14 protein-coding genes are annotated in these 14,094 nt (G+C 66.5%); 4 read left to right on the top strand and 10 right to left on the bottom strand.

Annotation, left to right across the window (positions count from 1 at the left end):
• Nucleotides 1–108: 108 nt before the first annotated feature.
• The 3 genes from ACDH77_RS02805 to ACDH77_RS02795 all read right to left on the bottom strand — a co-directional run bounded on the left by ACDH77_RS02805 (nt 109) and on the right by ACDH77_RS02795 (nt 3,439).
• Complete coding sequence (locus ACDH77_RS02805; protein WP_057681118.1) at nt 109–1,110, bottom strand: arabinogalactan endo-1,4-beta-galactosidase; 1,002 nt, start codon at nt 1,108–1,110, stop codon at nt 109–111.
• A gap of 410 nt (nt 1,111–1,520) precedes the next feature.
• Nucleotides 1,521–2,843, bottom strand: a complete 1,323-nt coding sequence (locus ACDH77_RS02800; protein WP_029818547.1) for an XVIPCD domain-containing protein — start codon at nt 2,841–2,843, stop codon at nt 1,521–1,523.
• Entirely contained in the window at nt 2,840–3,439 is a 600-nt protein-coding gene (locus ACDH77_RS02795; RefSeq protein WP_372353715.1) for a hypothetical protein, read from the bottom strand. Before ACDH77_RS02795 ends, ACDH77_RS02800 begins: the two co-directional genes overlap by 4 nt.
• A gap of 137 nt (nt 3,440–3,576) precedes the next feature.
• Between ACDH77_RS02795 and ACDH77_RS02790 the strand changes: the two genes are divergently transcribed.
• The 4 genes from ACDH77_RS02790 (at nt 3,577) to ACDH77_RS02775 (ending at nt 7,374) form a co-directional block, all read left to right on the top strand.
• Nucleotides 3,577–5,685, top strand: coding sequence for a SpoIIE family protein phosphatase (locus ACDH77_RS02790; protein ID WP_033479142.1), 2,109 nt, complete (start codon nt 3,577–3,579; stop codon nt 5,683–5,685).
• The gene (locus tag ACDH77_RS02785; protein WP_007969522.1) at nt 5,682–6,113 is read left to right on the top strand and encodes an ATP-binding protein; all 432 of its coding nucleotides are present in this window, start codon (nt 5,682–5,684) and stop codon (nt 6,111–6,113) included. The genes ACDH77_RS02790 and ACDH77_RS02785 overlap by 4 nt, the downstream gene beginning before the upstream one ends.
• Nucleotides 6,110–6,529, top strand: coding sequence for an STAS domain-containing protein (locus tag ACDH77_RS02780; protein WP_011346238.1), 420 nt, complete (start codon nt 6,110–6,112; stop codon nt 6,527–6,529). Before ACDH77_RS02785 ends, ACDH77_RS02780 begins: the two co-directional genes overlap by 4 nt.
• A 221-nt stretch (nt 6,530–6,750) precedes the next feature.
• Complete coding sequence (locus tag ACDH77_RS02775; protein WP_008576610.1) at nt 6,751–7,374, top strand: HAD hydrolase-like protein; 624 nt, start codon at nt 6,751–6,753, stop codon at nt 7,372–7,374.
• A 149-nt stretch (nt 7,375–7,523) separates the two neighbouring features.
• Here ACDH77_RS02775 and ACDH77_RS02770 read toward each other — a convergent pair whose 3' ends face one another.
• The 7 genes from ACDH77_RS02770 to ACDH77_RS02740 all read right to left on the bottom strand — a co-directional run bounded on the left by ACDH77_RS02770 (nt 7,524) and on the right by ACDH77_RS02740 (nt 14,019).
• Nucleotides 7,524–8,243: a GntR family transcriptional regulator gene (locus tag ACDH77_RS02770; RefSeq protein ID WP_008576608.1), complete on the bottom strand. Its 720-nt coding sequence runs from the start codon at nt 8,241–8,243 to the stop codon at nt 7,524–7,526.
• A 78-nt stretch (nt 8,244–8,321) separates the two neighbouring features.
• A complete protein-coding gene (locus ACDH77_RS02765) occupies nt 8,322–9,677 on the bottom strand; it encodes an SLC13 family permease (protein ID WP_011346235.1) in 1,356 nt (451 codons plus the stop codon).
• An 87-nt stretch (nt 9,678–9,764) separates the two neighbouring features.
• A complete protein-coding gene (gene mdcH / locus ACDH77_RS02760) occupies nt 9,765–10,685 on the bottom strand; it encodes a malonate decarboxylase subunit epsilon (RefSeq protein ID WP_372353714.1) in 921 nt (306 codons plus the stop codon).
• Between the two features lie 226 nt (nt 10,686–10,911).
• Nucleotides 10,912–11,781 carry a triphosphoribosyl-dephospho-CoA synthase MdcB gene (mdcB, locus tag ACDH77_RS02755; protein WP_065627934.1) on the bottom strand — a complete coding sequence of 290 codons (870 nt, stop codon included), beginning with the start codon at nt 11,779–11,781 and terminating at the stop codon, nt 10,912–10,914.
• On the bottom strand, nt 11,778–12,419 hold the full coding sequence (gene mdcG / locus ACDH77_RS02750; RefSeq protein WP_127167667.1) for a malonate decarboxylase holo-[acyl-carrier-protein] synthase: 642 nt from the start codon (nt 12,417–12,419) through the stop codon (nt 11,778–11,780). Before mdcG ends, mdcB begins: the two co-directional genes overlap by 4 nt.
• A gap of 2 nt (nt 12,420–12,421) precedes the next feature.
• Complete coding sequence (gene mdcE / locus ACDH77_RS02745; RefSeq protein WP_031420883.1) at nt 12,422–13,126, bottom strand: biotin-independent malonate decarboxylase subunit gamma; 705 nt, start codon at nt 13,124–13,126, stop codon at nt 12,422–12,424.
• The gene (locus ACDH77_RS02740) at nt 13,117–14,019 is read right to left on the bottom strand and encodes a biotin-independent malonate decarboxylase subunit beta (protein WP_372353882.1); all 903 of its coding nucleotides are present in this window, start codon (nt 14,017–14,019) and stop codon (nt 13,117–13,119) included. Before ACDH77_RS02740 ends, mdcE begins: the two co-directional genes overlap by 10 nt.
• Between the last annotated feature and the right edge of the window lie 75 nt (nt 14,020–14,094).

Genomic DNA, 14,094 nt, shown 5'->3' with positions numbered 1-14,094 from the left:
TATCGGTGAAGCCTGTCGCGCCCGGGGGCGCTCCTACGCGATGGCGTGGTCTTTGGGTTTGCCAGGACATCGCCCCGCGGCGGGCGCCGCCCCGTGGCAGCGTGCTGGTCAGAATGCTTGCAGCGCTTCGGTCAGTTGGCCGTTGTTGTTGACTGCGCCCATGGTGTAGCCCTGCCAGCCCGGGTAGGCGTTGGGCTCCCAATAGAACACGCCGAGGACGCGCGCGCCGATGCTGCTGCTGCGGCTGAGCAGGTTGCTGAGCATGGCGCGGGTGGTGGCCGCCTGCTGCCAATCCATGCCGACCTCGGAAATCACCACATCGCTGCCGTAGCGCGCAATCATGTCGCGCATGTTGGTGTCCAGGCGGCTGTTGTAATCCTGCCAGCTGCCAACCGGCGGATAATGCGACATGCCGATCACGTCCCACTTGCCGCCGGCCGAGCGCAGGTTATCGAAGAACCAGCGGAAGTTGGCGTTGTCGTAGCCATTGGCCAGATGCACGACGACCTTGGCGTTGGGATACACCGCCTTGGTGGCGGTGTAGCCGCTGTTGATGAACTGGCCCAGGCTGGCGAAGTTGGGCGTCTTGCCCTCGTTCCACAGCATGCCGCTGTTGATCTCGTTGCCCACCTGCACCCAGCTGACGGTGATGCCGTTGTCCTTGAGGTATTTGAGGATTCCCTGGGTGTGGCTGTACACATCGGTGTTGAGCTGGGCAACGGAGTGGCCGGCCCATGCCGCAGGCTTGGTCTGCTTGCCCGGGTCGGCCCAGCTGTCGCTGTAGTGGAAGTCGATCATGATGCGCATGCCTTGCGCGGCGGCGCGCTTGGCCTTGTCCAGGGTGTCGCGGCCATCGTTCCAGCCGCCGGACGGGTTGACCCAGACGCGCAGGCGAATGGCGTTGCCGCCGACATCCTTGAACAGCTTGATGAAGTCGGTGGTGTTGCCGGCTGCATCGCGAAAGACCTGCGGCGGATTGTTGGCGGCCTGTTGATTGAGCCAGCTGACGTCCGCGCCTTTGGCGATGCCTTGCGCGCTGACGCCGGCGCTGCACAGACACAGCAGCACGATGAGCCATACACGGTGGTAGTGCCTGCAAAAGATGGTCATGAAACGCTCCCTCGATCGATGGATGTCGCGCCGGTTGGCGCCTTGCTTGATCCCCTGTCTTGCCTGGTGCGTGTGCGCGGCGTGGCATGTGCCTGGCCGTGCATCGCTGCAAATCCGTGGCGATTCAAGCACGGCCGTACAGCCCGGTTGAGGCCGCTATAGGTGCGGGGAGTTGTGGCATAGCTCGATGCAGGAAAACCTTGCATTTGCACGCCTCGCGCGGGCCGGTTGTTGTGCAGATGCAGCAGCAGCGGTGCGCATGACTGCGCGAATGAACGCAAAAACGCCGGGCAGGCCCGGCGTCTTGATGCAATGTTCGATGGTGGCGATGTGAAGTCCGGCCGGCGTGCGGCATGGGCCGCAGCGTGATGTGTCACTTCACACCCAAACGCTGCAGCGCCAAACGCCCCTCAGCCCATGGCGCGTGCGCCCTGCTGCTGTTGCTGGGTCTGGGACTGTTGCTGCTCCAATGCCACCGACTGACGCGCCGCGTTTTCGGCGACGCGTTGGCTGCTCTGTTCCAGCGGGGTATTCATTGCCGTCATGGTGTCCACGCTCACGCGCAGCTGTGCCGGGTCGTCGACACGTCCCTGCACGGCAAAGGTGCGTGCGGCATCCGGGCTCATCATCACCGCATCGATGCGCTGGCCACCGGCGGCGTGCATTTCCGATGCGAGCGAACCGGATAACTGCGCGCTGTGCTGGTCGGGCGTGCGCCCGGCACGTGCGTCCTGCGCATGCACGCCGCGCTGGGCATCCTGGAACAGGCCATTGCCCACGTGCCCGGGTTGATCGATCCGCAGGGAGGTATGGCCGTTGCCATGCTCGCGTGCGTCGCGTTTGGCCGGCTCGCCCGGCGCGAGCGGGCCGCGGATGGCATCGATGGCATCCTGGCCGAGGCCGCGCGCGCTACGCGTAAGGATAGTGGTACCGGTGCGCAGCCCATCGATATCGCTGCGGTACTCCTCGATCATGCGCTTGTTCTGCTCGGCAAGTGGGCGCGCGTTGGGGTCCCTGAGCGCAGAATGTTCGCCCAGAAAGTTGCCCAGCTTGTGCGCTCCGAGCGACCCGCCGGCAGCAACCAGCGGGTAGTCCGGAATCAGAAAGTTTGCCTTGCTATTGCTGTAGCCGGCACCACTCAAGGTGGTAATCTCATCGGGCTTGGCGTACATGCGCACCTGCCCGAAGTGCGGCGATGCCGCGCTGACCGGGTCCGATGCCATGACGTGATTGATCACGCTATTGCCACCTTCCGGAATGCGATAACTCAGACTGGCCGCGCCATACGCGTTGAAGGTTTCGCCCTTGAGGTCGTAGTGGTGTGCGGACACCTGCGCAAGCGCGCCGCCGAGCGAATGGCCGGTGACGGTCACTTCCGGTTGATGACCGGTTCGCTTGCCGACATCCTTGGCGATGTCCATCGCATGCTTGGTCAGCGCAAGCGCATCTGCAGCCTGTGGATTGGTCCGCGAGGTGACCATGGTGGCATCGGTGAGCACGTCATTGACCGCGCCCTCGGTGCCTCGATGCGCAACCACGATCTCGCCACTGGTTTCACGGCGGTAAACCGTGCCCTGGTAACCGTTGGATTGATTGTTGACGTGATCGAGAACGGCATAACGCTCTCCCTCGATCGTGACGATCTCTTCGTGCCCCGGTGCACGCCGACCGACGGCGCGATCCTTGTAGGCGTCCTCGGATAAACCGGCATATTGCGGTGACGGAATACTCATGGCGCAACTTCCTTGGCAGCCAGCGTGATGGTGAAGAGATTGTCGCGGATCTCAGGCTTGAAGTTCTCCGGGCTGAGCTCGCCGGTGTCCGGGAAACTCTTGGATTCCGAGCGCGGATAGCCGTCTTTCCAGTAGTACTTGGTCACCGCCTGCTGCGCGGTCACCGTCTTGGCTTCGATAAACGACAAGAACCGCGTGTCTTCTTCGGCACCGGTGGCCTTGAGCAACACGCTGGCGCCGCTGAATTCCCAATGGCACACGCCGCGACCGTAGTAGTCCTCGTCCTGCATCAGATCCAGATACACGGTGCCGCGGTATTCGGTCTCGGAAATCTTCTTGAGCGCGACATTTTCCTGACTGGTGATGCGGCCGGCTGTGCCGGTTTCGGGCTGGATCTTGCCGCATTCCTGCTCATTGCTGACGTCGTATTGCGCCGCAGCCTCCACCAGGCCAAACGCGCCAGGCGCCTTGTCCACGGTGAGCGTAACCTCGTAGGCCCTACGCGGACTCGGATTCACCTTGGCAAGACCGCGGCCGCCGGCCTTAACGTCGGCTGCTGCAGTTGCCTCGGTGGCGGGGGAATGGGTCTGGGTCATGCTGGTCTCCGGGGGGTGACAGGCCGTAAGCAAAAGGGCCAGCAGGCTTGGGGTCAACATCTGGCGCAAGGCCGGCCTCCGTGGCAGGTGGGCGGCCAATCTAGTCCGCTCGCGTTCGGCCGGTCAATCGAAACCTCGTGAGGATGAGGCTGCCAGGGAGAGTTGTGCGTGGCAGCAAAGCTGCCATGATCCAGCGCAGCTGCTGCCACGAAGAATGCGCCATGCGCAACCGCCCGCGATCACTGCCACCCCAGACATCGGTCGCCGCGCGCATGCCCTGGCGCCGCAGCTTGCGCATGCGTGTGCTGCTGGCGGCCACCGCAGTGCTGGTGGCCCTGCTGACGGTGCTGGGCACGGTGTTCTACCTGGGCGCACGCGCCGAGCTGGTGGAGGCGGCGCGTACCGAGGTGGATGGCCTGACCGAACAGACCGCGCGCAGCCTGGCGGCCTTGCTCGATTCGGTGCAGGTGAGCGGGCGCACGCTGGCCGCCAGCAGTAGCGGCGTGGGGCTGCAGCCGTTCAATCTGCGTGCGTTGCTGCTGGCCACGCTCACCGGCGACCCGGATATCGGGGCGGCGCGGCTGATCATCGCACCGCGTACGCAAAAGGCCGGCGACAGCGGGTTTGTGTGGTACGTGCACCGCAGCGGCACGCGCATCGCAGAAAAATCCGCGCTGGAACTGGGTTATGACTATCGCGCGATGCCCTGGTATCTGCGCACCCAGCGCGAGGGCCGCGCATGGTGGTCCGAGCCCTACCTGGATGCCAACGGCGGCGGCCTGTACACCAGCTACAACCTGCCGCTGCGCCGGCCTGGCGATGCACCGGATACGGCGCCGGTCGGCATGGTGAGCGTGGATCTGCCGCTGCAGCATCTGCGCGAGATCATCGATCAGCTGCCGCGCGATATCGGCATCCAGACGATGCTGCTGTCGCCGGAAGGCCTGCTGGTCTTCAGCCCCGACCCGGCACTGAATCTGCGCCATTCGCTCACGGCCTACGTGGCCCGGTCGCGCCCGGATCTGCGGCCATTGCAGCGCGCCGTGGCTGCCGGCCAGCCGATTTCGTTTTCGCACACCGCGCCCGATGGCGAGCGCTTTCTGACCCACAGCGCGGCGGTGGGGCGCAGCGGCTGGACCTTCGTGCTGTCGGCCTCCGAAGGCTACGTGCTGGCCGGCCTGAACTGGCTGGCGGCGTGGGTGGCGCTGGCCGCGCTGCTGGGCGCGTTGGTGTGGTGGTGGTTGATGCGGCGGATCACGCGCAAGTTGACGCGGCCGATCGAAGAACTGACGGACACCGCCGAGCACTTCCGGCGCGGCGAATTCGAATACCCGTTGCAGCACATCGAACGCGACGACGAGGTAGGCGTGATGGCACGCGCCTTCGACAGCGCACGCGATGCCATCCGCCACCACATCGCCGAGATCGGCGAGATGACCGCCGCGCGCGAACGCATGCACAGCGAGCTGCAGATTGCGCGCGAGATCCAGCAGGCGATGCTGCCTTCCGGGCGCACCTTCGACCGCGCCAGTTCGCATCTGGAAACCTGCGCATGGCTGGAGCCGGCCAAGGCGGTGGGCGGAGATTTCTACCACTTCGTGGAAACCGAACCGGGCCTGCTGTGGTTCGTGGTGGGCGATGTCTCCGACAAGGGCGTGCCGGCGGCCTTGTTCATGGCGCGCGCGGTGAGCGTGCTGGAGATTGCCGCACGGCGGTACACGCGCCCGGACGCGATTTTGATTGCCGCCTCCACGCGGTTGGCCGAAAACAACGAGACCTGCATGTTCGCCACCGTGCTGTGCGGCCTGATCAACGTGGTCAGCGGCGACTACTGGCTGGCCAGCGCCGGGCACGAGCCGCCCTTGTTGATCGATATCGATGGCAAGGCGCGCCCGTTGCCGCTGGAAACCGGTGCACCGCTGGGGATCGAGCCGCAGGAATCCTACCCGGTGCTGCAGGGCCGCATGAGCGCCGGGCAGACCTTGCTGGGCTACACCGATGGCGTGACCGAGGCGATGGACGAGCGCGGCGCCAGCTACGGACTGGAGCGGTTGCTGACGGCGCTGCACCCGCGCCGCAGCGCGGCGGCGCAGTGCAAGGCGGTGATCGCCAATATCGCCCGTTTCACCGGCACGGCCGATCCGTACGACGACATCACGCTGCTGGCGATCCGGCTGCGCCAGGAGCATGCTGGGCGGGTCGCACACGCTGGCCGGGACGCGCCCGGAAAGGCAACGACTGCATGAAGCTCGATTTGGCCATCGCGCCATCGCTGGCCCAGCTGGCGGGCGCCAACGATGCGCTGGAACAATCGCTCACGCTCGAGGGCCTGCACGCCGAGCGCATCGGCCAGGTACGGCTGATCGTGGAAGAGCTCGGCTGCAATGCGCTGACCCACGGCCAGTGCGCGGCACAGCCGCTGCGTTTGCAGCTGCAGCTGGACGCGCAGGCGCTGGTATTGGAAATGCACGATGCAGGCAGCGCTTTCGACCCCTGCGCCGCGCCCATGCCCGAGGTGACCGACGAGCTCGACGACCGCGCCATCGGCGGGCTGGGGTTGTTTCTGGTCCATCAGTTCGCCGATCACATCGACTACCGCCGCGATGGTGCATATAACGTCGTGCGCGTCACCCTGCTGCACCCGTACGCCCCTGTCCCCGAGGCCCTGTCATGACCACGCTCGCCATTCAGATCGACCCGCCGCAAGACACCCGTCAACGCGTCATTCTGACCGGGCGGCTGGACACCCACACCTACCAGGACCTGGACGCGGCACTGTCGCCGTTGCTGGGCACCCGCATCACCACGCTGGTGCTCGACCTGAGCGCACTGGAATACATTTCCAGCGCCGGCATCCGCTGCATCTTCAAGGCGCGCAAGGCGCTGGCCACGCGCCAGGGCAAGGTGCTGGTGAGCAACCCGCAACCGCAGATCCGCAAGGTCTTCGACATGGTCAAGGCGGTGCCGTTGAGCGACGTGTTCGCCTCCACCGAAGAGCTGGACGCGTACCTGGCGGCGATGCAGCGCAAGGTGATCGAACAGAGCGCGCAAAGCGATACGCCGATCGTGCCGCACTTCGCCGAAGCCTGAGCGCAGCTGTACTACCGACGGGGCCCACCGCCGGGCGCGGCAAGGCACGTTGCGGCTTGTACGCGCGCCGTGCGGTCGCTGCGGGCTTTCCATCGGGGCTGACGACTGCGCGCCACATCGATGTCGCCGCCGACGTCGCCTGCGCGCACATGTGGGGACCTGTGCGCGTGGGTGCCGGCACCACCTTGGTTAGGCTATGACGCCCTGCCCTGCGCGTTGCCATGCCCGCACTGATCATCTTCGATTTCGACGGCACGCTTGCCGATTCGTTTGGTTTTTTCCTGAGCACCCAGCGGCTGCTGGCCGAACGGCATGGCTTTCGCGCCGCGCAAGCGCATGAAGTCGACGATGCACGTCGACTAAGCACGCGCGAATTGCTCAAGGCATCGGGCCTGAGCGCGTGGCGCGTGCCATGGGTGGCGGCCGACTTCATCCGGCTCATGCGCGCCGCGCCACCGGTGGCGTTGTTTCCCGGCATTGCCCACACCGTGGGCGCGTTGCATGCCGGCGGCAGCCGGCTGGCCGTGGTGTCGTCCAACTCCGTGGAGAACGTGCAACGCGCGCTAGGCGCAGAGCTGAGCGCCACATTTGCCGTCATCGAAGGCGGCGCGCATCTGCTGGGCAAACAACGCGCCTTGCGTCGTGTGCTGCGTGCCACCGGGCACACTGCGTCGCAAGCGGTCTACGTGGGCGACCAGGTCGCCGACTGGGAAGCCGCACAGCTCGTGGGTCTGCCGTTTGCCGCAGTGGCCTGGGGCTATGCGCATCCGGACGTGTTCGCCGGGTTGGCCGGAACGCGGTTGATCGAACGCGTGGAAGACTTGCTTGCGTTGAGCGGGGATTAGGCGGCGGAACTGCGCATTGGCAAGCGCTGGGCATTGCCGGTGATGCGTGTCGACATACCCTCATCCGCCCGTCGGGCACCTTCTTGCGATGGGAGGAAGGAAGGCGGGATCTCGGGGCGCCTGGCGCTGCGCCCGGACCGTGCCAATCTCTACACCCCACCTACCCGCGGCAACGGCGCCGGTACGTTCAGCATGCCACCGGCCGCGACATACGCTGCCAGGGCCTGGCCCTGGCTCAACAGGTGCCCGTGCATGGTGCGCTCGGCGCCTTCGGCATCGCCACGTCGCACGCAGTCCATCAGTTGGCGATGTTCCGCCAGCGATTGGGCCATGCGCCCGGGCGTGAGCAACTGACGGCCGCGGTGCATCTTCAAGATGCGGTGCAGATCGTGCGTCACCCGGATCAACCATGGATTGCCGGCGTACTGCTGCACGGTTTCGTGGATCAGGTAATTGTTGCGGTAATACTCGGCCACATCGCCGGCCGCCGATGCGGCTTCCATTGCCGCGTGCAGCTCTTCCAGGCGCTGCACGCCGGCCGCATCAATGCGCTTGACCGCATCGTGCGCGCAGCGGCCTTCCAGCATCGCCATCACAGGAAACAACTGGTTGAGGTCTTCCAGCGTCAGCCGGGTGACCCGGCTGCCGCGGCCGGCATCCAGTTGCACCAGGCCTTCGGCCGCGAGCAGCTTGAGACTTTCGCGCAGCGGCGTGCGGCTGATGCCCAGCTCTTCGGCCAGGGCCGGCTCGTCGATCCACTCGCCCGGCGGCAGCGCGTAATCGTAGATCTTCTGACGCAGGCGCTCGGCCACTTCCTCGTACAGCGGCACGCGCTTTTTGGAGGCGCGCGAATCAGGAGCGAGGGTCATGGCGGGCAGGCTGTCGGCATCGGGTCGGGGCACCCATTCTACGTGGGCGCCCCGCTGCGCTGTGGCGCGCGGACCGCATCACAGCCAGCCCGGCACCACGAAGACCAGCCACGCCGCCAGCGGCCCCAGCAACACCACCAGGCCGCTGTAGATCAGGAAGCGGCGGAACAGGCCGTCGCGCTCTTCCTTGGCCGCCGAGGCCACCACCAGCGCGCCGTTGGTGGAAAACGGGCTGACGTCGACGATGGTGGAGGACACGGCCAGCGCGCAAATCACCCCGGCCGCGCCCAACTGGCCCTGCATCAGGAATGGCACCGCCAACGGAATGGTGGCGCCCAGTACCGCTGCCGAGGAGGCGAATGCAGAGACGATACCGCCGACGTAGCAGACCAGCAGCGCGCCCAGCAGCGGCATGCCGATGTGCGACACGCCGGTGCCGATGTAGTCCACCGCACCGGATTTTTCCAGCACGGCGATATAGGTCACCACGCCGCTGATCAGCAGCACCGTCGACCAACTGATGCCGTCCACCGCGCCCTTCTGTGCGTTGGGCGAGATCAGCGCCAGGGCCACCGCCACCGTGATCGAGACCAGGCCGACGTTGAGGTTGTAGATCAGCGCAGCAACGCCCAGGCCCAGCAGGCCGATCAAGGTGATCACGCGGTCGCGGGTGATGAACACCGCCTCCAATGCCAGCGGGTCGGTGGACAGGGTGCCGCCGCCCGGCGCCACCAGCGCGCCATGCCCTTCGATCGCGAAGCCGCGGTGCGATGCCTGGTCGCCGGCAACCGCCACGTACTGCGCATCGGCCAGCGACAGCTCCTGCCGGCGCATCAGCTTCAACCCACCGAAGGCGCAGAAGCAGATGATCGCCATCATCAGGTTGAAGCCCAGGCTGGTGAGGAAAACCGCCATCTCGCTGACGTCCAGCCCGGCTTTTTCGACCACCTTGTTGGTGATGCCGCCATACACGCTGATCGGCGAGAAGCCGCCGCCCTGTGCACCGTGGATCACCAGCAGGCCCATCATCAACGGGTTGATGCGGTACTGCTTGGCGAAGCGCAGCGCCACCGGCCCGATGATGGCCACCGCTGCCGGCCCCAGCGCACCGAATGCGGTCAGCAGCCCGGTGATGACGAACATCACCCAGGGGATGGCGACGATGCGCCCCCGCACCGCGCGCACTGCCCAGTGCACCAGCAAATCGATGGTGCCGTTTTTCTGCGCGATGGCGAACAGATAGGTAATGCCCACCAGGGTCAGGAACAGGTCGCCGGGAAAGCCGGCCAGCACTTCCTTGCCCTCCAGCCCCACCCACACGCCGCCAATGATGAAGGCCAGCGCGAACGCCACCGCCCCCATGTTGATGGGCAATGCGGTGGCGACGATGAACATGATCACCAAGCCAAGAATCGTTGCAATTTGCGGGGTCATGCGCCCTCCCAGACACCTGATACGCGTACAACACGGATGGCCGCCCGCCACCCTGGGGTCACACCGTGTGCAGCACCTGCCGGACCGTCATGCCGCGCGCTCGCACGCAGCCGTGACCCATTCGAGAACACCCTGAGTGCTGTGGAATTCGTCCACCGAGCGCGCTTCGCATGCCGGCAGCACCTCGCGCGCCATCCGCGCCAATGCGCTGCCGGGGCCGAGTTCGAGAAACACGCGTGCGCCGCGCTCGGCGGCTTGCACCAGCACGTCGTACCAACGCACGGTCTGCGCGATCTGCCTGGACAGCGTGTCGATCACCAGGGCGTGCGTACCGACCGCACGCGCATCGATGCCTGCCAAGACGCGCAACTTGGGCGCGACGAGGTCTGCGGTTGCCAGTTCAATGGCAAAGCCTTCGGCAGCCGCGCTCAACCACGGCGTGTGCGCCGGCACGCTGACCGGCAGCAGCGTGACGCGCGCACCTTGTGCGCTGGCAGCCTCGCCAAGCGCCTGCAATGCAGTGCGCGGGCCGCCGAGTACGGCATGATCGTCGCCGTTGATGATGGCGAGCGCTGCGCCGTGCGTCTGACACAGCGTTTCCAGGCCGCGCAAGGGCACACCGACTACCGCCATCAGCCCTGCCTGCTGCGGGCTGGCCGCATCCATCAACCGGGCGCGCGTCGCTGCCAGCTGCAGGCAGGTGTCGATGGACATGCCGCCGGCCACCGCGTGGGCGGCAAGCTCGCCAACGCTATAGCCGAGCACCAGCAGCGGCGTGGGAAGTTGCGCATGCAGCACCTGCCAGTGCGCCAGCGTACCGGCGCAGACCAGTGGCTGTGCGATGGCATTGGCGTAGCGGCCCGGATCTGCGGCCAGTGTTTGTGGTGCGGCGCCAAGCACGCGCTGTGCGCTGGCGAGGACGGCGGCTGCCGCAGGCGCATCGCCGACACGCGCGAACATCTCGGCATGTTGGCCGCCTTGGCCCGGGCAGAGCACGGCCAGGCTCATGCGGTAGCCTGACCGTGTTCGCAGAAATGCCTTGCGCGCACGCTGCCGTGTTCCGCATTGCAAGCGATGTGGCGAGACACCTGGATGCGAAGGTCGACTGAGGAGCAATGTGCGAGGTGTGTTGCGACGGCGGGCAGGCCAGCCGGCGTTGCGCCGCTGAGCAGAACGCCGCGGCAGTGCGCCTGCGCATGCACCACATGTTCTGCAGCCAGCGAGCAAACGCGGCTCATGCCAGCTCCTGCCGATGCAGGAACCATGCACAGGCCAGCAGATCCGCGCTGCCGCCAGGGCTCAGGCGACGCGCGACAAACTGCTGGCCGATGGCATGCAACTGCACGCGCCACTGAGGGTGCGCAACGCCGCCGTCGGCAAGGAAGGCTGCCGCCTGCGCCTTGGCGAATGCCAGGCCCTCCGCCCCGCCACGATGCAAAAGATTGAGATCGTCCACCTGGGCGATGAGCTGCATCAAGGTCTGCGCCAGCGCCGCTTCACGCGTGGCGCCCCCCGCAAGCGCAGTACGCAACGCAGGCAGGGCGATCTCGCGCAGCACCGGATACCCTGCCGCGGCGTGTTCGCGCACGCCACTGATGCGGTACTGCGCACGCACCCGTTGGCCGTGGCTGTGCGGATCCAACGGTGCAGCCTGCAATGCATCGCGCCAGGCGCGTACGCTATTGCAGACCTGTTCTGCAGTGGGTCGCCGCCGCTGCGCAACCCACAGGCGTGCAGCCTGCGCAGTGAGCAGGCCAAGGCTGAAAACCGCGCCGCGATGCGTATTGATGCCACAGGTGGCGCGCAACATCGCGGACTCGGCCCCGATACCCAGGTCGCGGAGCCGCTCGAATGGCGCATGGTCGATGCCGGCCTGGGCAATGGCGACAAAATAGCCACGCAAGGCGAACAGGCTACGCATGAAGGTGGCGGCATCCATGTCGGTGTGGCTGCCGCTGTCGAACGGCGTCACCAAGCCCGGCTTGGGCGCGCAGGCCAGCTCTGCATGCAGGGCGCCAACCGCCAGACGTGCGAGCTGGTAGGCAGCATCGCGCGGCGGTGCAGGCGCACCGGCAGCCCAGGTTTGCTGCAGCTGTGCGCTCATGCCGCACTCCGGATCGGAAACAGCGCAGCACGCGGCAACAACCGGCAGTCCTGGTTGGATTTCACCAACACCTGTTGCGCAGTGCCGGCGTACTCGCGCCAGTTCACCGCGTTGTCTTCGGGCAACAGCAGTTCGCCATCGGCACGCAGCCCGTGCTGCTGCTCCCAGCGCTGCAGCAGCGTGACCAGCGCGCACGCTTGCTCTGGCGTTTCGATGGGCCACAGCAGATCCAGATCCGATTGCGCGTGCACATACGTCAGGCCGGTCAGGGCTTGCCAGGCAAAGCTGCCGAAGACGTGCGGGTGCAACGCATGCGTGTGCGCTTGAGCGAGCAGGGCCTGCAGTACCGGCTGCACCGTGACAGGCGCCTGTGGCGTCACCGCATCCAGTGTCAGCGGGGCAGTGCAGCGTGCGATATCGGCCACGTGCGCCTGCAGGGCCAAACGCTGCTTGCCTTCGCTGGGCGGCAGCGGCACGCCAAGCCGAACGCTGCCGGGTGCCTGACTGCCATCGCCACGCGCCACCACCGCTGGCAGGCCCGCCGCGAACCACTGCCGCAGCCGTGGCTGCGCGCCAGGCGTGACGGCCTGCCACTGCGCATCTTCGCGCAACCACACCAGAGCGTGGCGGCCGGCCATGCTCAGGCCTCGCCCGCAGCCACGGCGCTGGCGACATCGCGCGCCAGCGTGCGCCCGCCGCGTTGCGCGCCGCGTGCACGGCGCTGGTCGCCGTCGGCCGGCGCGGCCAGTGCGTCGAGCAGCGCCTGCGCCAGATCGCCCTCCCACAGCGATTCCACCGCGCCCATGCGCACGTAATTTTCCACGCCCGGCGCAAACACCGGCGAGCTCTTGCTCAACGCCTGCAAGGTGTCGACCGATTGCTTGGTCACGCGCGCCATCGCACGCAGATCCATGACCCGGATCTGCGCATCGGGCAATGCATGGATATGGTCGGCCATCAACCCGAACGACAGGAATCCACCGCTGACCGATTCGCCATAGACCAGCGTGACCAGCCGCGCACCGCGCGTGCGTGCCAACTCCAGCGCACGCGCCAGGTGCGCGAAATACCCGTTGATGCCGAGCAGTTCGTCGCGCCGTGCCAGCCGCTGCCCGGCGGTGTCGGCCAGCATCACGATCGGGCGCTGCGGGTATGCGCGGGTACTCGCCAAGACAGTGGCAGCCAGGGCCAAGGCGTGATCGACACCGACTTCGAGCTTGTTGGCGGTACCGATCACGGTGACATCGCCGGCGGCGGTGGTTGCGCTGCCGGTCAGCACATCGTCGTTGCGCGCGATGGCGTGACCGAGCGGAAACAGCTGATCGAGCAAGTGACTCAGGTCCATGGAAGGCTCCGGTCTGCGGTCGCGGCAAGAAAGGCCTCGGTATCGAGCAGCGGCAGGCGCTGCGCATCGACGATGCCTTGACGCTTCCAGATCTCCAGCCCGTCGCGGCAATCGCCGTAGGCATCGATGCGCGCTGTCAACTGCTGCTGCGCATGCTCCAGTGCCTGCAATGCGGCCTCACCCGTCGCTTCGGTGAGTGCATCGAGCGTGGCCAGCGCTGCATCGGCGAAGGCATCGATGCGATCGGCCACCAACGTGTGGGCTTCGCCAAGCAGGTAGCGGTGTTTGCCGCCGGTGACGCGCCACACCAGCGCACGGTCGCGCGCGTCGAACTCTTCCACCCCGCGCACGGTTTCGATCACGTCCGGGCCGGACAACGACAGGCGGCCTTCTTCGGACATGATCACCGCGCTGCAGCAGCGCGCCACGATGCCCATGCCGCCGAACGCACCGTTGCCGCTGCCGATCAAGGCCAGCACCGGCACACCGGCGGCACGCGCGCTCAAGGTGGCACGCATGATTTCGGAAATGGCGATGAGCCCTGCATTGGCTTCGTGCAGACGCACGCCGCCGGTGTCCAGCAGCAATAGCACCGCTGCCGGCTGCATGGTTGCGGCGCGCTCCAGCAGGCCGGTGAGCTTGGCGCCATGCACTTCGCCCACGCCGCCGCCCATGAAGGCGCCTTGCTGCGCAGCGATCAACACGTTGCGGCCGCGCAAGGTGCCTTCGCCCACCACGATGCCGTCGTCGAAGGCGCCGGGTGTGTCCAGTTGCGCCAGGTGCGGGCTGATCAAGCGACGCCGCGGACCAACGAATTCGCGAAAGCTGCCGGCATCCAGCAGACCCTCGATACGTTCGCGGGCATCGGCTTCGTAGTAGCTGCGCTGGGCCATGGGAACGGTGCTCATGTGCAACTCCCGATGACTTGCGTAGGAGCGCGCCTGGGCGCGACCGCAGCGTTATTGGGA

Source organism: Xanthomonas axonopodis pv. maculifoliigardeniae, from assembly GCF_041519315.1.
Lineage (GTDB): Bacteria > Pseudomonadota > Gammaproteobacteria > Xanthomonadales > Xanthomonadaceae > Xanthomonas > Xanthomonas euvesicatoria.
This window is presented reverse-complemented; position numbering and strand designations above follow the sequence as displayed.